Annotated in this window: 18 protein-coding genes; 15 read left to right on the top strand and 3 right to left on the bottom strand. The window is 67.5% G+C overall.

The annotated features are described in order from the left end of the window. The first annotated feature begins 808 nt into the window (after positions 1-808). The 5 genes from FKQ52_RS15210 to FKQ52_RS15190 are packed head-to-tail and all read left to right on the top strand — an operon-like array spanning position 809 to position 4,394. Positions 809-1,378 carry a hypothetical protein gene (locus FKQ52_RS15210; protein WP_141627952.1) on the top strand — a complete coding sequence of 190 codons (570 nt, stop codon included), beginning with the start codon at positions 809-811 and terminating at the stop codon, positions 1,376-1,378. A gap of 14 nt (positions 1,379-1,392) precedes the next feature. Continuing rightward, positions 1,393-2,019: a hypothetical protein gene (locus FKQ52_RS15205; RefSeq protein WP_141627951.1), complete on the top strand. Its 627-nt coding sequence runs from the start codon at positions 1,393-1,395 to the stop codon at positions 2,017-2,019. 3 nt (positions 2,020-2,022) lie between these two features. Then, positions 2,023-2,325: a transcriptional regulator gene (locus FKQ52_RS15200; RefSeq protein ID WP_141627950.1), complete on the top strand. Its 303-nt coding sequence runs from the start codon at positions 2,023-2,025 to the stop codon at positions 2,323-2,325. 18 nt (positions 2,326-2,343) lie between these two features. Further along, positions 2,344-3,123, top strand: coding sequence for a tyrosine-protein phosphatase (locus tag FKQ52_RS15195; RefSeq protein WP_141627949.1), 780 nt, complete (start codon positions 2,344-2,346; stop codon positions 3,121-3,123). Continuing rightward, the gene (locus FKQ52_RS15190; protein ID WP_141627948.1) at positions 3,120-4,394 is read left to right on the top strand and encodes an anthranilate synthase component I family protein; all 1,275 of its coding nucleotides are present in this window, start codon (positions 3,120-3,122) and stop codon (positions 4,392-4,394) included. Before FKQ52_RS15195 ends, FKQ52_RS15190 begins: the two co-directional genes overlap by 4 nt. Here the strand turns inward: FKQ52_RS15190 and FKQ52_RS15185 are convergent. The 3 genes from FKQ52_RS15185 to FKQ52_RS15175 form a co-directional block, all read right to left on the bottom strand. Next, positions 4,391-4,924, bottom strand: coding sequence for a TadE/TadG family type IV pilus assembly protein (locus FKQ52_RS15185; RefSeq protein WP_240811675.1), 534 nt, complete (start codon positions 4,922-4,924; stop codon positions 4,391-4,393). The genes FKQ52_RS15190 and FKQ52_RS15185 overlap by 4 nt on opposite strands. Beyond that, the gene (locus tag FKQ52_RS15180) at positions 4,924-5,388 is read right to left on the bottom strand and encodes a TadE/TadG family type IV pilus assembly protein (protein WP_240811674.1); all 465 of its coding nucleotides are present in this window, start codon (positions 5,386-5,388) and stop codon (positions 4,924-4,926) included. Before FKQ52_RS15180 ends, FKQ52_RS15185 begins: the two co-directional genes overlap by 1 nt. 69 nt (positions 5,389-5,457) lie before the next feature. Then, on the bottom strand, positions 5,458-5,874 hold the full coding sequence (locus tag FKQ52_RS15175; RefSeq protein ID WP_141627946.1) for a pilus assembly protein N-terminal domain-containing protein: 417 nt from the start codon (positions 5,872-5,874) through the stop codon (positions 5,458-5,460). Positions 5,875-6,141: 267 nt separating this feature from the next. On the opposite strand from FKQ52_RS15175, the gene FKQ52_RS15170 reads away from it, so the two are divergent. The 10 genes from FKQ52_RS15170 (at position 6,142) to FKQ52_RS15125 (ending at position 15,650) form a co-directional block, all read left to right on the top strand. Next, positions 6,142-6,327, top strand: a complete 186-nt coding sequence (locus FKQ52_RS15170; protein WP_141627945.1) for a Flp family type IVb pilin — start codon at positions 6,142-6,144, stop codon at positions 6,325-6,327. A gap of 227 nt (positions 6,328-6,554) precedes the next feature. After that, entirely contained in the window at positions 6,555-6,740 is a 186-nt protein-coding gene (locus tag FKQ52_RS15165) for a Flp family type IVb pilin (protein WP_141627944.1), read from the top strand. Positions 6,741-6,841: 101 nt separating this feature from the next. Continuing rightward, positions 6,842-7,354 carry a prepilin peptidase gene (locus FKQ52_RS15160; protein ID WP_141628406.1) on the top strand — a complete coding sequence of 171 codons (513 nt, stop codon included), beginning with the start codon at positions 6,842-6,844 and terminating at the stop codon, positions 7,352-7,354. Between the two features lie 124 nt (positions 7,355-7,478). Next, positions 7,479-8,399, top strand: coding sequence for a Flp pilus assembly protein CpaB (gene cpaB, locus FKQ52_RS15155; protein ID WP_141627943.1), 921 nt, complete (start codon positions 7,479-7,481; stop codon positions 8,397-8,399). Continuing rightward, entirely contained in the window at positions 8,396-9,820 is a 1,425-nt protein-coding gene (locus tag FKQ52_RS15150; protein ID WP_141627942.1) for a type II and III secretion system protein family protein, read from the top strand. The genes cpaB and FKQ52_RS15150 overlap by 4 nt, the downstream gene beginning before the upstream one ends. Positions 9,821-9,831: 11 nt before the next feature. After that, positions 9,832-10,491, top strand: coding sequence for a CpaD family pilus assembly lipoprotein (locus FKQ52_RS15145; protein ID WP_240811673.1), 660 nt, complete (start codon positions 9,832-9,834; stop codon positions 10,489-10,491). 6 nt (positions 10,492-10,497) lie between these two features. Further along, entirely contained in the window at positions 10,498-12,054 is a 1,557-nt protein-coding gene (locus tag FKQ52_RS15140; protein WP_141627940.1) for a CpaE family protein, read from the top strand. A gap of 3 nt (positions 12,055-12,057) precedes the next feature. Then, positions 12,058-13,677, top strand: a complete 1,620-nt coding sequence (locus FKQ52_RS15135; protein ID WP_141627939.1) for a CpaF family protein — start codon at positions 12,058-12,060, stop codon at positions 13,675-13,677. Between the two features lie 5 nt (positions 13,678-13,682). Next, on the top strand, positions 13,683-14,657 hold the full coding sequence (locus FKQ52_RS15130) for a type II secretion system F family protein (RefSeq protein WP_141627938.1): 975 nt from the start codon (positions 13,683-13,685) through the stop codon (positions 14,655-14,657). 9 nt (positions 14,658-14,666) lie between these two features. Beyond that, positions 14,667-15,650 (top strand): type II secretion system F family protein, encoded by a 984-nt coding sequence (locus FKQ52_RS15125; protein ID WP_141627937.1) that lies wholly within the window; start codon positions 14,667-14,669, stop codon positions 15,648-15,650. The last annotated feature ends 61 nt before the right edge of the window (positions 15,651-15,711 follow it).

Below are 15,711 nucleotides of genomic sequence, written 5' to 3'. Positions count from 1 at the left end.
GAGGGGGCAAGGTGTTCTGCCTGCGCTCACCTCTCCATTCGCCCTCAAGCGAATGGAGAGGACAGACCGGCGCGGCAGCGACGGTCAGGAGAGGGCGGCCCGGTGGTGGCCGGACAGGTCTCGAACACCGGTGTCGGCGGCCAACCGTCAAACGCCTGCGCCGCCCCCTCCTGATCGCTGCGCGATCTGTCCTCCCCATCGCCTTGAAGCGGGCGATGGAGAGGTGAGGCGCCGCACTCCATCCTTCAAAGATACGGAGGAGTTCACGTTCAGCCCGCGCAATCCGGCGCGCCAAGCCACTGATCTTGGGTCGGATTTCAAATCCCCAGCGTCATTCTCCCGCCATAGGAAGCCCGGCCCTCACAATACCCGCATCCCGTCGATGGGGAGGGCGTCGGATCCACGCTGCTCGACGACGGCGGGCTGTGGCCGAGCGATGAAGCCCGCGCGAAGGAGAGCGCGGGGGTCCTCGTCGGGCAGGGATGGATCCTGCCCGCTTGCTCGCCGCGCGCTGTTGGAAGCGGACCGCTGGCGTCTCTGAACGGTCGAAGTCCGCCCCGCGTCGGGGTCAGCAATGATCCCGGCGGTGATCCGGCAAGGCCCTAAATCAAAGGCCGCCAGCCGGAGGGCGTGTGGAAAACGGCCGCGCGGGACGTCGCTCTCGTCGAAACGGTAAATCTATCCAACAGCACCGGGCGAGGCCCGGCGTCCCGCGCCCTTCCCACCCTCATTTTCATTGCGTCGGATAAGTACTTTACATAATAAAGTTCTTCACGCACTCTGTGGTCATCGCAACCGGAACCGCTCCATGACCGCCGCTGTCCTGCCCGCCTCCGCGCCAGTTTCAACCCCGACCCTCGCCGTCGCCGCCGGTCGGGTGCTGGCGCTCGCCGGAACCGTCTTCGGCCTGTCCAACCTGTTCCAGTACGGCGTCCAGAGCGGTCTGCTGCCCCTGCATCCCGCCGTCCTGTCGCTCAGCTGGCCGGTCGCCGTGACGGTCTTCCTGTTCGCCCTCGCCCGCCTGCGTCGCATGGGCGGAGAGGCCGGGCGGCGCGCGGCGGTCTGGTCGCGCCTCGGCATCGGTGCGACCATCGGCGCGGCCCTGATCCTTCTGGTCCTCTCCATCGTCCGTCAGGACTTCACCACGATGTACTGGATGACCCCGGTCGGGATCGGCCTGTACGGTGTCGCCTGGACGACCGCCGCGATCCGCACCCGGCGCGGCTGGATGATCGGTCCGGCCGTCGGGGCCTTCTGCGCCGCCGGTCTGGCGGCGGCCCTGATCGACAGTCCCCTCCGCGGCCTTGTCTATGCCTGCGCCCTGTTCGCCTTCGTCCTCATCTCCGGCGCCTGGCTGGCGTCCGGCCGCACGGCCTGAAAGGATCACCTCCGATGACTCACGACACCGACAACACCTCGGCCGACATCGCCTGGCTGCGTCAGCTGGCCGAGGAGAACGGGGCCGCCCCCATGCGCGGCGCCTCCATCCTGCTCGCCGCCGGCCTCATCTACGGCCTGACCAGCCTGCTGCACTGGGCCCACATGACCGGGCTGATCGCGCCGCGGCTGGTCGGCGCCGGCATGGATTGGCTGATCGCGACGGGTCTGTTCCTGATCGTCAACTTCGCCCTGATCCTGCGACTTCGCCGCGCGGAGGGAGTCCGCACCGCCGCCGACCGCGCCATCGGCACGGTCTGGGCCGGGGTCGGCTTTGGCATCTTCGTGCTGTTCGCCTCGATGATGACCGTCACCCTGCGCCTCGGGGCCGACCAGAACGGTTTGATCTTCTGGATGGTCCCCTCGATCATCATGGTCTTCTACGGCATGGGCTGGTCCGTCACGGCGGCCATGCTGAAGTCCGGCCCGCTGTGGTGGCTGGGTGTCGCCTCCTTCATCGCCGCCCCCGCCCTGGGCGCCCTGTCCGGCCAGCCGGCCCAGTATCTCGGCTATGCGGCGGCCCTCTTCCTGCTGATGGCCCTGCCGGGCTTCCTGCTGATGCGCCGCGCGAAACAGGCCTGATCCATGGCGGAAGAGTTCGACATCAGCCGCATCGATGACGTGATTCATGGCCGGGTCCGGCTGGGCATCATGGCTGTGCTGTCGGGGGTGGACACCGCCGACTTCAACACCCTGAAGGCCCGACTGCAGACGACGGACGGCAATCTGTCCGTCCATCTGCGCAAGCTGGAGGACGCGGGCTTCGTCGCCGTGACCAAACGGTTCGAGGGCCGCAAGCCCCTGACCGAGGCCTCCATGACACCGAATGGGCGCAAGGCCTTCATCGCCTATCTCGACGCGATGCAGGGGCTCGTCGGCAAGGCCTGAACGGGCTAGAGCGATGCCATGACGGATCGCATCCATCGCTTTGACGCGCTCGACAACTTCCGGGACTACGGCGACTATGACACCGCCGCCGGTCGCCGGATCGCGACCGGTCGCCTGTTCCGCTCGGCGCATCAGGCGCGGGTCTCCGACGCCGATCTGGAGAGGCTCGGCGCCCTGAACATCGGGACCATCGTCGATCTGCGCCGTCCCGGCGAGCGTCGCGACCAGCCCTCGAAGCGCCCGTCCGGCTGGGCCGGTCAGGCGCTGCACAGCGATCTCGGCCCCGACGGCGAGGCGCCGCATATCCGCTTCCTGCGCACCGCCGACCTGACGGTGGACGCGGGCCGGAGCTTCATGACCGGCATCTACCGGACCCTGCCGTTCGAGCCCGCCCACCTCGACCTGTTCGCCCGCTACTTCCGCGCCCTCGGCGAAGGGGAAGGCGCGGTGCTGATCCACTGCACCGCGGGCAAGGACCGCACCGGCACGCTGGCCGCGCTGACCCATCACCTGCTCGGCGTGCACCGCGACGATCTGATCGCCGACTACCTGCTGACCAACACCGCCGTCGATCTGGAGGGCATGGCGCCCAGGGTCGCTCGCCAGCTTGAGAAGGTCACCGGCCGTCCCGCCTCCCACGACGCCGTCGTCGCCTTCCTCGGTGTCGAACCCGTCTATCTCGAGACCGCCATCGCCGAAATCGAGGCCCGCCACGGCTCCATCGACGCCTATCTCGAACAGGCGCTGGGCGTGGACGCCGCCCTGCGCGACCGGATCGGCGAGCGGCTGTCGGCGTGACCTCCCGCGCGGTCGAACGCCGCCCCCTGCCGTGGCGCGATCCCCTCGCCGTCGCGACGGGTTTGCGGAGCCGGGACGGGGCGCTGGCCCTGCTGTCGGACGGCGGGCCGCTCGGTCGCTGGTCCTTCGTGGCCGCCGAGCCAGATCGGGTCATCATCGAACCGGTCGAGGCGGGTCTGGACCGACTGCGTGACCCGGATTTCGCCGACGGCGTTGTCGGCCTGCTGGCCTATGACGCCGGCGCTCGACCAGCGACAGGCCCCCGCGAGGCCATCTGGCCTGACCTGATGCTGGGCCGCTATCCGGCCATGCTGGCCTTTGACCACCAGACCCGCCAGGCCTTCGCCATCGGCCGGGGCGCCGATCCGGCGGCCGCCGCTGACAGGGCCGTCGACTGGCTCGCGGCCGCTGTCGACCCGGTCCCGCCGCCGCCGCCCGCCGACAGCCTCGAACCCGAGGCGCCGCCCGCCGCCTACGAAGCCGCCGTCGCCGACGTCGTCGCCCGCATCGCCGCTGGGGAGCTGTTCCAGGCCAACATCGCCCGGGCCTGGACCGGCGCCCTGCACCCCGGCGCCGACCCCTTCGACGTGATGCTGCGCCTCGCCGGGCGGGCCTCGGCCTACGGCGCCTTCTGGCGGCTGGGCGATCGGGCCATCGTGTCCAACTCGCCCGAACTTTTCCTGACCTTCGACGGAAGCCGGATCGAGACCCGCCCGATCAAGGGCACCCGCCCTCGTGATCCGGACCCCGCCCGCGACGCCGCCCTCGCCGCCGAACTGCAGGCCAGCGCCAAGGACCGGGCCGAGAACCTGATGATCGTCGACCTGATGCGGAACGATCTGGCCCGCGCCGCCGCGCCCGGCTCGGTCAAGGTGGAGCGGCTGTTCGAGGTCGAGCCCCTGCCGACGGTGCATCATCTGGTCTCGACCGTTCTCGCCCGCGCCGCGCCGGGCGTCGGACCCGCCGACCTGCTGGAGGCGACCTTCCCGCCCGGCTCCATCACCGGCGCGCCCAAGCATCAGGCCATGAAGGTCATTGCCGCCCACGAGCCGCCGCGCGGTGTCTGGTGCGGCAGCCTGTTCCACATCGCCGACGGCGGTCTGACCGCCTCGGTGCTGATCCGCACAGCGGCCTTCGAACGCAAGAGGGAGGGGTGGCGCTTCCGCACCCTCGCCGGCGCCGGCATCGTCGCGGACAGCGATCCCGCCGCCGAACTGGCCGAAACCGAAGCCAAGATCCGCGCCCTGCGTGAGGCGCTGATCGGCCCCTAGCAGCCGGTGCAGACCGTCTTGTCGCTGGTCCGCGGGCGCAAATAGTAGGTGTGCGAGAACCGGGTCAGGCCGGGCATCAGATAGTCGGCCGGCGATTCATAGTCATAGGTCGCCTCGGCCATGATGATGCTCTGGCCGTCTTCCAGCAGGTCGGCGGGCAGGGTCACGACCTCGTCTTTCGGGCGGGCCTCCATGCCGTCGCCCCGGCTCCAGTCGACCTTGGCCTGGGTTCCGGTCCGGGTCACGCTGGTCACCCGTTGCTTGAGCGTCGTGGTCGGAAACGGCTTCATGATCAGGCCGCCGATGGAGAAGACGTCGGTCAGATCGGCCGTCGTCACCGTGTCTTTCTGCGCCACCAGATCGGCGACCATGGAGGCCACATGACCCATGCGCTTCTGGGCCATATAGCCCTGACAGAACTCGGACAGGCCCATGTAGAAGGCGATCAGCACCGGCGCCAGCAGGGCGAACTCGACCGCCGAGATGCCGCGCTCGTCCTTCGCCAGCCTGCGGATAAGCGAGAGCCGCATCATTCGGGTTCATTCCTGAACGCAGTCGTCGCCGACAGCCGAACCGTGCCGTCCTTCAGCCGCGACAGGCCCTGAGACATGAAGGTCGTGAGCAAGGGTTGACGATACCATGTCCGGACCAGGATCAGGTCGCCCGCCTGCCCGTTGGCGTAGGTCAGCGCGCCTTCGTTGAATGTCCCGCCGGCCATGGGATCAGGGGGGGTGGTGTTGAAGCGCGGGATCACCCGCACGTCGATGCTCAGGCGGCTGGGGCAATCGGCGGAGAAAATGCTCATCCGCGAGCAGACGCCCTCCTTGAAACGCGCCCCGTCCATGCCCTGGGCCTTCGCCTGGCCCGTGCGCACCAGGCGGCCGGTCTCGATGGTGGCGTTCTCGAGGATGGAGTCGGTCACAAAGACCATGCCCAGCTCCATGATCGCGAAGATCATCAGGCAGAAGGGCAGGGCGACCATGGCGAATTCCACGGCGCTGGAGCCCTCCCGGGCGCGGCGGGCGGCGGCGCCCCTTCGGATCCGGACCGGGCGCACCGGGCGTTACGGAGTCGGTTGTCCGGCGTTGCTGCCGGCGGCGCGGACGGAGGGCGAGCACGAGCTGGCGCAGGCCATCTCCGTCGCCTGCGCGCCGCGCCAGACGCGGACGCGACCACCGCCGTCGCCCGAGGTCACGACGACCTGGCTCTGGAAGACGGTGCGGCCGACGGCATCGACCGCGATCACCTCGGTCACGCCATAGCCCTTGCCGGTGATGTAGAGGGTGTTGGCGTCCACGACGGTGACGTCGGCGATGGCCGGATTGCCCACGATGACCGAGCCCGCCGCGCCACGCAGCTGCACCCGGCGCGCCTGATCGATCTCGACATTCAGGCTGGCGGACTGGGCCGAGACGACCGCGGGGGCGGCCATGACGGCGGCTGCGGCGAGGACGGCGGCGAAACGGATCGGGCGGGACATGGCGACGACTTCCAATGAACGGGCGCGCGCGGGAGCGTGGCCGAACACTGCCGTTCAATCCTCAAGAAAGTCTGAAATGACCCGGAACAGCTCACCAGGTCAGCGTTGCTGCAGTTTTTTAGAGTAAACCACAGAGTAACCAAGAGCGCAGACCAGACTTTAACCGATCCGGGCGATAACCATCCTGCGTTTTGGGGGTCAAGCGGGCTGCCGGCTCCCCCCGCGTCAGTTAGCTCGCTAAACCTCTGTTCCCAAGGATCAAAGCTCATGACCAAGTTCATTTCGAAGTTCATGTCCGACGAGTCGGGCGCCACCGCCATCGAGTACGGCCTGATCGCCGCCCTCATCGCCGTCGTGATCATCTCGGCCGTCACCGCGCTGGGCACCACGATCCGCGACAAGTTCCAGGCCGTGACCGACGGCATGGCGGGCTCCGCCCCGGCCAGCACCTAAACGCTGCCGCAAGGTCTTGAAACCGGCGAAGGGCCGGGGCCATCGCGCCCCGGCCCTTTTGCTTTGCTGGAATGCCGAAAATCCGGCGATCAAAGTAAACGCGACGGTAAACATAAAAGTACGCGTGGGTTTAACCTGAGCCGTCTCATGTTGAAGCTGTAGGGGCGGACGGGTGACCGGCTTCCTCGTTTGCCGATCAGCTGCTCCCAAGGGGAAAGGACGACCAGATGACCAAGTTCGTTTCGAAATTCATGTCCGACGAGTCGGGCGCCACCGCTATCGAGTACGGCCTGATCGCCGCCCTCATCGCCGTCGTGATCATCTCGGCCGTCACCGCGCTGGGCACCACGATCCGCGACAAGTTCCAGGCCGTGACCGACGGCATGGCGGGCTCCGCTCCGGCCAGCACCTAAGCCGGCCGCACCATGAGCATCGGAAGGGCCGGAGCATCACGCTCCGGCCCTTTTTGTTTGAGGGAAACCGGGTCTTAACCGCGTCCGTGCAGACTGAGTCCATGGACACCGTGATCTTGGCCCTTCTCGGCATCATGCCCGTTCTTGTCATCGTCGGCGGTCTGAACGACCTGACCACGATGAAGATTCCGAACTGGATTTCGGGGCTGCTGGTCCTGTCCTTCCTGCCGGTCGCCTTCATCTCGGGCCTGGGACCGGTCGGATTTGCTGTCCATCTGGGCGTGGGGTTCGCCGCGCTGGTGGTCGGCGCCGGGATGTTCGCCCTGCGCTGGATCGGCGGCGGGGACGCCAAGTTGATGGCCGCGGCCTGCCTCTGGCTGGGCCTTCAGGGCTCCGGCATGTTCCTGGTCTATACTGGTCTGATGGGCGGGCTGTTCTGTCTGTTCCTCATGCTGGCGCGGGGTCACTCGCGCCCCTATCTGGCCGGCGCTCCGGGCTGGGTCGTCCAGTTGATGGAGCCCAAGGGTGATATTCCCTACGGCGTCGCCATCGCAGCCGGAGCCCTGCTGGCCTATCCCGCGTCTCCTCTGGTGGCGCTTTTCATCAGCCGCTGAGAGCGCCGGCCGCTCCGCCGACCCACGATTTAGGTCCGCGTTAACCCGCGCCCGGCATGGTCGTTAACGGTAGGGGGCCGAAGGACCGATTCACGTGTCCGGGATCGCCCGCCGGAGACCGTCGATGAAGCCTGCCCGTATCATCGTGATCTGCATCGCCGCCGTGGCTGCTATCGGTCTGGCGTTTGTGGTTCGCGCCATGGGGTCGTCCTCCGGCCAGCCGACCGCAGTCGCAACGGCGGCTCCGGCCGAAACCCGCCCGATGGCCAAGGTTCTCGTCGCCGCCAAGGATCTCCAGCCCGGTCAGCGTCTGACGGACGCCGACATGACCTGGAAGGACTGGCCCGTAGATGAGGTCAATCCGGTCTTCATCACCGACGGATCGGTGCCGGTCCCGTCGTCGCCGACCCCCGCCGATGCGGAAAAGGCGGATGACAAGCCTGAAGGCGCTGTCGCTTCCGTGACCCGCGCCGCCACCGACCTCGCCACGGGCGGCGCCAAGGCCGACTACATCGGATCGGTGGTTCGCGAACCCATTCTGGCCGGTGAGCCCATCGTCATGCGCAAGATCGTGCGCGCCGGCGACAGCGGCTACATGGCAGCCTATCTCGAGCCGGGCATGCGCGCCATGGCGATCCGCGTGACCGTGGAGACGGCCGCCGGCGGTTTCATCCTGCCGGGCGACCGGGTCGATGTGGTCCTGACCCGCGAAACCAATCTGTCCAATGTCGGCAACTCCGACAGTGACCGCGCCAAATTCACCTCGGCGACGGTCATGCAGAACATCAAGGTGCTGGCGATAGACCAGTCCACCCGTGCGGGCGACGACGCCCAGGCCGTGATCGGCGCGACGGCGACCCTCGAGGTCGGGCCGCTCGACGCCGAGGCGCTGGCTCTGGCCAAGTCCGAGGGTGAACTGAGCCTCGTCCTGCGCTCCTACGCCGACACCGGCGGTCCTTCGGGCCGGGTGGCCGCCTCGCCGCGTCAGAGCTCGGCGGTGCGCATCTATCGTGGCGGCGCCCCTGACGTGGTGGTGGTCCAATGAAGCGTTTCCTCGCCGTCACCCTGGCGGGTCTGACCGTCGTCGCGACCAGCCCGGTCACCCCGGCTCCGGCCTTCGCCCAGAGCCGGGCCGCCGTCTCGATGGGGTCACAGTCCCAGCTGATCAGCCTGCCGCGCGGATCGTCCATGGCCGTTGATCTGCCGGCGGACGCCCGCGATGTGATCGTGCCCAACCCGCAGGTGGCCGAGGCCATGCTGCACTCGCCGCGCCGCATCACCATCATCGGCCTGCAGCCGGGTGAGACGGACGCCGTGGTGCTGGACAGCGCCGGCCGCACCATCCTGTCGCTGCGTGTCCGCGTCGATGCCGGTGTTTCGGCCCTGCAGGATACGCTCAACCGGGTCATGCCGAACGCCAACGTTCACGCCGAGGCGGTGAATGACAGCATCATCCTGACCGGCACGGTCTTCAGCCCCGGTGAGGCGGATCGCGCCAGCCAGGTCGCCCGCGCCTTCGTGGCGTCGCCGGACAAGGTCATCAACATGATGACCATAGCCGGCTCCGATCAGGTCATGGTCCGCGCTCGCGTCGTCGAGGTGCAGCGCACCGCGATCAAACAACTGGGCTTTGATGCCACGGCCGTCCTGGCCAGCGTGGGAACCGGTCTGTCGCTGACGCAGGGCGCCACCTTTGCGGTCAACGGCAACCAACTGGGCGGCGGCATCATCCGCTATACCGACAGCGCGGGTGACGGATCGAGCACCAACGCGGCCCTGCGCGCCTTCGAACGCGCCGGTCTGGTCCGCATTCTGGCCGAGCCGAACATCACCACCGCCAACGGCGAGGCCGCCGAATTCCTCGCGGGTGGAGAGTTCCCCGTTCCGGTCGGACAGGAAAGCTCGGACAGCGGCGCCTCCAAGGTGACGGTCGAGTTCAAGCCCTACGGCGTGCGTCTCGCGGTTCGTCCGATCGTTCTGTCGCCGGGCCGTATCTCCCTGCAGCTGTCGACCGAAGTATCTGAACTGACCCAGGTCGGCGCCTTCACCCTCGGCGGCGGCGCTGATCGCGCCCTGGTCATTCCGGGACTGAATGTTCGCAGAGCCTCGAATACGGTCGAACTGCCTTCGGGCGGCTCGCTGATGATCGCCGGCCTGCTGCGTGAAGATACCCGCCAGAACATCGACTCGCTTCCGGCGCTGGGCGAACTGCCGGTGCTGGGCGCCCTGTTCCGATCGCGCGACTACATCTCCGGCGAGACCGAGCTGGTCATCATCGTCGAGGCCTACATCGTCTCGCCGACGGCGGCCGGAACGATGCAGACGCCCGCTGACGGCCTGCAGATGGCCAACGACGCCCAGACCCTGCTTTTCGGTCAACTGGACCAGCACTATGCGCCGCGCGAGGGCGCCGCGATGGCCGGTCGTTCCGGCTGGAACGGCCCCGTCGGCTATGTGATCGAATGAGGGCTCCCGTGATGCGTTCCCTGCTCCTCACCCTGTCCGCCGCGGCCCTGCTGGCCGGCTGCGCCTCGTCCGGCGCGTCCGAGCCGCCGCCCCTGAACCCGCTGAGCCGATATTCGCTCCAGACCGAGCCCGGTCTGGATCGCATCGCCCTGGCGGTGCACGAGGACGGCTTGTCGCAAACCCAGATCGCCGCCCTGCGCGAGCTGGCGGCCCGATACGCCGGAGCCGGCGTCGGCCGTATTCAGGTGCAGGGGCCGTCCGGCGATGACCCTGCCGCCTCCCGCCAGACCTGGGCCGTGCGCTCGGCGCTCGAAGCGGTCGGCGTGCCCGCCCGCAACATCGAGGTGACCGGCTACGATGCGCCAGATCCCCGGGCGCCGGTTCTGGCCGGGTTCGAAACCGTCCGTGCGGCGATCCCGAACTGCGCCGCCGAGCGTCGCGACATGGGATCGCGCTTCTCCAACGAATCTTCCCCCGGGCTCGGCTGCGCCATTACCGCCAACATGGCCGCCCAGATCGCGGACCCGCGCGACATCCTCGCGGCCAGGGCTGTCAGCCCTGCCGACTCCGGACGCGCCGCGGTCGTCTTCGACAACTACCGCAAGGGACAGGCCACCTCCGCGCCGCAGGAGACCCTGATCCAGGGCGGCATCTCCCGGGCTGTGGACTAGGTCACAATGAGCAACGCCTTCGCCCCCCGCGCATTCGACGACTTCGAGGACGACGAGTTCGACCTCGACATGGGCTATGTCGCCCAGGGGGCTCCTGCTGCTTCGGCCTTTCCTGCGCCGGAAGTCTTCCCCGCCGAGCCCGGGATGACCGACCCCGAGGCCGGTCGCCGCCCGCCGCTTCAGTTCACGGCTCCCGCTGCCCAGACCCAGCCCCCCGCGCCCCACCCGGAGCGCCCGGCCCTGCCGGAACCGGCCTCGCACGGCGGTGACTTCAATCCGGTGGGGGATCTGGTCGCCGGGGCCAGTGCGGCCTTCTCGCCGCCGATCAGCGCCGGCCACACCGCCGAGGTATCGGTCCCGCGCATCGCCATCCACGTCTTCGCCGAGCGTCAGGATACGTTGGCCGCCGCGGAACGCGCCGGTCAGGATCGCCGCCTGTCGCGCGCCACGACACAGATTCGCGTCGGCGGCGTCGCTGCGGCGGTCGAGGCCTACCAGCACGAGCCGACCCCGCCGCTGATCGTGGTCGAATGCCTCAAGGACCCGCAGACCCTGCTGTGGGAAGTCGATCAACTGGCTGAAGTCTGCGACGCAGGCACCAAGGTCATCGTTGTCGGCGCGACCAACGACATCCTGCTGTTCCGCGAGCTGATGCGCCGTGGGGTCAGCGAGTACCTCGTCGCCCCGCTCCAGCCGCTGCAACTGATCTCGGCCATCGGCGGCCTGTTCGCCGATCCGGCCCAGCCCTTCGTCGGCCGATCCATCGCCTTTGTCGGCGCCCGGGGCGGTGCGGGCTCCAGCTCCGTCGCGCACAACACCGCCTATGCGATGTCCGAGCGGATCGGCGCCAACACGGTCATCGTGGACTATGACCTGCCGTTCGGCACCGCCGGTCTGGACTTCAATCAGGACCCGCTGAACGGCGTGGCCGACGCCTTGTCCCAGCCGGATCGTCTGGACCCTGTTCTGCTGGACCGGATGATGGTTCGCTGCACCGACAAGCTCAGCCTGTTCGCCGCGCCCGCCACGCTCGACGCCGACTGGGAGATCAGCTCGGACGCCTTCGAGGAAGTGACTACCCGGATTCGCGCCACGGCGCCCTTCGTGGTGCTGGACCTGCCGCACGTCTGGTCGTCCTGGATGCGCCGTACGCTGATCAGCGCCGACGAAGTGGTGGTCGTGGCCACCCCGGACCTGGCCTCGCTGCGCAATGCCAAGAACATGATCGACCTGATCAGGCAGGGCCGCCCCAACGACGCGCCGCCCCGGCTGGTGCTCAATCAGGTCGGCGTGCCCGGTCGTCCGGAAATCCCGGCCAAGGAGTTCGGCAATGCGCTGGGCGTCCACCCCAGTCTGATCATTCCGTTCGACGCCAAGACCTTCGGGGCCGCCGCAAACAACGGCCAGATGATCCTGGATGCGGGCGGCAAGTCCAAGGCGGCCGAGGCCTTCCAGACCCTGGCCCAGATCGTCTCGCGTCGCGAGGTTCCCCTGCTGTCCGGTCCGAAGGCCTCCGGCGGCAAGTCCTCGATGTTCTCGGGTCTGTTCAGGAAGAAGTCTTAAGGCGTGTTCGGCAAGCGCACAGGTCAGCCCGGCAGTCCCGCGGTCGCCCCGCGCGCCGCACCCGCGGCGCCTGAAGCCGCGCCTGCGGCCGAGCCGGTCTTCCAGCCCCAGCAGGGGGTTCAGACGCAAGCCTTCGCCTTCGGTGGAGACGCTGATGTAATCGAGGCCCCGCGTCCCGCCGCCGCTTCAGCCCCGACTTCGGCCGTGGGTGTGGATCGTCTGGATGCGCTCGCGTCGCGTCCCCGGCCCGCCGCGCCACAGCCCAAGACCGTCGGTCCCGGCCCCAAGGCCACCCCCGGCTTCGAGCAGTTGAAGAAGGCCCAGCAGGTCGCCGAGATCGTCCGCGAGCAGTCGGACTACTATCACGCCACGAAGACGACGATCTTCAACGCGCTGATGAACACCATCGACCTGGCCCAGCTGGCGCAGCTGGATCCCAAGACGGCGGCTGAGGAAATTCGCGACATCGTCGCCGAGCTGGTGGCGATCAAGAACGTCTCCATGTCGGTCGCCGAGCAGGAGCATCTGGTCCAGGACATCGTCAACGACGTCCTCGGCTACGGCCCACTCGAGCCGTTGCTGGCTCGCGACGACATCGCCGACATCATGGTCAACGGCGCCGGCCGGGTGTTCATCGAAGTCGGCGGCAAGGTCCAGCTGACCAATGTGCGGTTCCGCGACAACGGCCAGCTGATGAATATCTGCCAACGGATCGTGTCGCAGGTCGGCCGCCGCGTGGATGAAAGCTCCCCGATCTGCGACGCCCGTCTGCCGGACGGCTCGCGCGTGAACGTCATCGCCCCGCCGCTGGCGATCGATGGCCCGACGCTGACCATCCGGAAGTTCAAGAAAGACAAGCTGACGATGAAGAATCTGGTGGAGTACGCCTCCATCAGTCCCGAGGGCGCCCGCGTGCTCGGCGTCATCGGCGCATCGCGATGCAATCTGGTCATTTCGGGCGGTACGGGTTCGGGAAAGACCACCCTTCTGAACACCCTGACAGCCTTCATCGACCCGACCGAGCGCGTCATCACCTGCGAGGACGCCGCCGAACTGCAGCTGCAACAGCCGCACGTGGTCCGTCTGGAGACCCGACCGCCGAACCTGGAAGGTCAGGGCCAGATCACCATGCGGGATCTGGTGAAGAACTGTCTGCGGATGCGTCCCGAGCGGATCATCGTCGGCGAAGTCCGCGGCCCGGAAGCCTTCGACCTGCTGCAGGCGATGAACACCGGCCATGACGGCTCGATGGGCACCCTGCACGCCAACAGCCCGCGTGAAGCCATCAGCCGGATGGAGTCGATGATCACCATGGGCGGCTACGGCCTGCCGTCCAAAACCATCCGCGAGATGATCGTCGGCTCGGTCGATGTGATCGTGCAGGCCGCCCGTCTGCGTGACGGTTCGCGCCGGATCACCCACATCACCGAGGTGGTCGGGCTGGAAGGCGATGTGATCGTCACCCAGGACCTGTTCGTCTACGAGATCACCGGCGAGGATGAGAACGGCAAGATCGTCGGCCGTCACCGTTCGACCGGCATCGCCCGGCCCCGCTTCTGGGATCGAGCCCGCTACTACGGGCTGGAGCGCGAGCTGGCCGAAGCCCTCGACGCGGCGGAGTAGGCGCGATGCTTCCCATTCTCGCCGCCGTTCTGGCGTTCATCACCATCGGCGGACTGGGCTGGGCATTCGTCGGCGGCGGTGATTCCAGCGACGCCGCGATCAAGCGCGCCCAGAGCTTCAACGGTCCCAAACAGGCCGCGAGCGCCGCCAAGCGCGCCGCCGCCAACACGCCCGAAGCCCGCCGCAAGCAGATCATGCTGCAGTTGCAGGAATCGGAGAAGGCGGAGCGCAGGGCGCGAGTCAGCCTGTCCGCCAAGCTGAAGCAGGCGGGGCTGTCCACGACGGTTCGCGCCTTCTGGATCATCAGCGCGGTTATGGGCGTCTTCGCCTTCCTGCTGCCGCTGGTGTTCGGGCTGAACATTCTGATTTGTCTCGGCGCGGCGGTGATCGTCGGGCTGGGTCTTCCGCGCTGGTTCGTTGGCTTCCTGGGCAAACGCCGGATGAAGAAATTCTCCAGTTTCTTCGCCGATGCGGTCGACGTCATCGTGCGGGGGATCAAATCGGGCCTGCCGGTCCACGACTGCTTCAAGATCATCGCTCGCGAGAGCCCGGCGCCGCTGGGCCCTGAGTTCCAGAAGCTCGTCGAGGGCATGGGCGTAGGCCTGACGCTGCCGCAGGCGCTGGACAAGATGTACGAGCGCATGCCGACGCCGGAGCTGAAGTTCTTCGCCATCGTGATCGGCATACAGCAGAAGACGGGGGGCAATCTGGCCGAGGCCCTGTCGAACCTGACCACCGTGCTGCGCGCCCGCAAGATGATGGGCGAGAAGATCAAGGCGCTGTCGTCTGAAGCCACCGCCTCGGCGGGCATCATCGGTTCGCTGCCGCCCGCGGTCATGATCCTCGTCAGCATGACGACCCCGGCCTACATGGCCAAGCTGTTCACCGATCCGCGCGGCCAGTTCATGCTGCTGGTCGCGGTCTTCATGATGAGCCTCGGCATCTTCGTCATGAAGAAGATGATCTCGTTCAAGTTCTGAGGACAGGTCATGGGACAGTTCATCGCCTTCTTCACCAACGTCCAGAACCTGCTGAGCCTCGGCGTCGGCGTGCTGGTGTTCGCCACCCTCGTGACCCTGCTCAGCTCGCTCGGTCAGGGCGCCGGTCTGGACAACCGGATGAAGGCCGTATCGGTCCGCCGGGAAGAGCTGAAGCGCCGGTCGCGTCAGGCCATCGCGCAGAGCGGGCAGGGCGGACTGCGCCACACCGATGAAGGCTTCAAGAAGCGGGTCGTCGAGCAACTGAACCTGACCAAGCTGCTGGAGGACCCCAGGGTCGCCGACAAGATGGCCCAGGCGGGCTATCGCGGACCCAAACCGCTGACGACCTTCTATTTCTTCCGCTTCTCGATGCCGTTCATCCTGTTCGCGGTGGCCGTCTTCTACCTGTTCGTCTTCAACGATTTCGGCCTGGCGCTGATGATGCGTCTGACCATCTGCATGGTCGCGGCGGTGATCGGCTTCTATGCGCCCAACATTTTTCTGGCCAACCGCATCGCCAAGCGTAAGACCTCGATCATGCAGGCCTTTCCCGATGCGCTGGACCTGCTGCTGATCTGTGTCGAGGCGGGGATGTCGATCGAGTCCGCCATCCAGAAGGTCAGTCAGGAGATCGGCGGTTCCTCCATCGATCTGGCGGAGGAACTGACCCTGCTGTCGGCCGAGCTCAGCTATCTGCCGGATCGCCGTCTGGCTTACGAAGGACTGGCCAAGCGGACAAACCATCCGGGGGTGAAGTCGGTCGCCACCGCCATGACCCAGGCCGAAACCTACGGCACGCCCTTGGGCGCCGCGCTCAGGACCATGGCCAAGGAAAACCGCGAACTGCGCCTGTCGGCGGCCGAGAAGAAGGCTGCGGCCCTGCCGGCCAAGCTGACCGTCCCGATGATCCTGTTCTTCCTGCCGGTCCTGTTCATCGTCATCCTGACGCCGGCGATCATCAGCATTCAGGACACGATGGCCAAGGGCGGTTGACGAACGTCCGCCGCGAGGGGCCAAGGGCGGTTTAACAAGGTCACCCGCGAGGAACGATGAA

The sequence above is a fragment of the Brevundimonas sp. M20 genome (genome assembly GCF_006547065.1).
GTDB lineage: Bacteria > Pseudomonadota > Alphaproteobacteria > Caulobacterales > Caulobacteraceae > Brevundimonas.
The sequence above is the reverse complement of the archived record's forward strand: the minus strand, read 5'-3'. Positions and strand labels throughout refer to the sequence as shown.

Excerpts from the sequence above, each read along its gene's own strand:
- FKQ52_RS15210 (WP_141627952.1), top strand. The coding sequence starts at position 809 with ATGACCGCCGCTGTCCTGCCCGCCTCCGCGCCAGTTTCAACCCCGACC.
- FKQ52_RS15205 (WP_141627951.1), top strand. The coding sequence starts at position 1,393 with ATGACTCACGACACCGACAACACCTCGGCCGACATCGCCTGGCTGCGT.
- FKQ52_RS15200 (WP_141627950.1), top strand. The coding sequence starts at position 2,023 with ATGGCGGAAGAGTTCGACATCAGCCGCATCGATGACGTGATTCATGGC.
- FKQ52_RS15195 (WP_141627949.1), top strand. The coding sequence starts at position 2,344 with ATGACGGATCGCATCCATCGCTTTGACGCGCTCGACAACTTCCGGGAC.
- FKQ52_RS15185 (WP_240811675.1), bottom strand. The coding sequence starts at position 4,924 with ATGCGGCTCTCGCTTATCCGCAGGCTGGCGAAGGACGAGCGCGGCATC.
- FKQ52_RS15175 (WP_141627946.1), bottom strand. The coding sequence starts at position 5,874 with ATGTCCCGCCCGATCCGTTTCGCCGCCGTCCTCGCCGCAGCCGCCGTC.
- FKQ52_RS15170 (WP_141627945.1), top strand. The coding sequence starts at position 6,142 with ATGACCAAGTTCATTTCGAAGTTCATGTCCGACGAGTCGGGCGCCACC.
- FKQ52_RS15165 (WP_141627944.1), top strand. The coding sequence starts at position 6,555 with ATGACCAAGTTCGTTTCGAAATTCATGTCCGACGAGTCGGGCGCCACC.
- FKQ52_RS15160 (WP_141628406.1), top strand. The coding sequence starts at position 6,842 with ATGGACACCGTGATCTTGGCCCTTCTCGGCATCATGCCCGTTCTTGTC.
- cpaB (WP_141627943.1), top strand. The coding sequence starts at position 7,479 with ATGAAGCCTGCCCGTATCATCGTGATCTGCATCGCCGCCGTGGCTGCT.
- FKQ52_RS15150 (WP_141627942.1), top strand. The coding sequence starts at position 8,396 with ATGAAGCGTTTCCTCGCCGTCACCCTGGCGGGTCTGACCGTCGTCGCG.
- FKQ52_RS15145 (WP_240811673.1), top strand. The coding sequence starts at position 9,832 with ATGCGTTCCCTGCTCCTCACCCTGTCCGCCGCGGCCCTGCTGGCCGGC.
- FKQ52_RS15140 (WP_141627940.1), top strand. The coding sequence starts at position 10,498 with ATGAGCAACGCCTTCGCCCCCCGCGCATTCGACGACTTCGAGGACGAC.
- FKQ52_RS15130 (WP_141627938.1), top strand. The coding sequence starts at position 13,683 with ATGCTTCCCATTCTCGCCGCCGTTCTGGCGTTCATCACCATCGGCGGA.
- FKQ52_RS15125 (WP_141627937.1), top strand. The coding sequence starts at position 14,667 with ATGGGACAGTTCATCGCCTTCTTCACCAACGTCCAGAACCTGCTGAGC.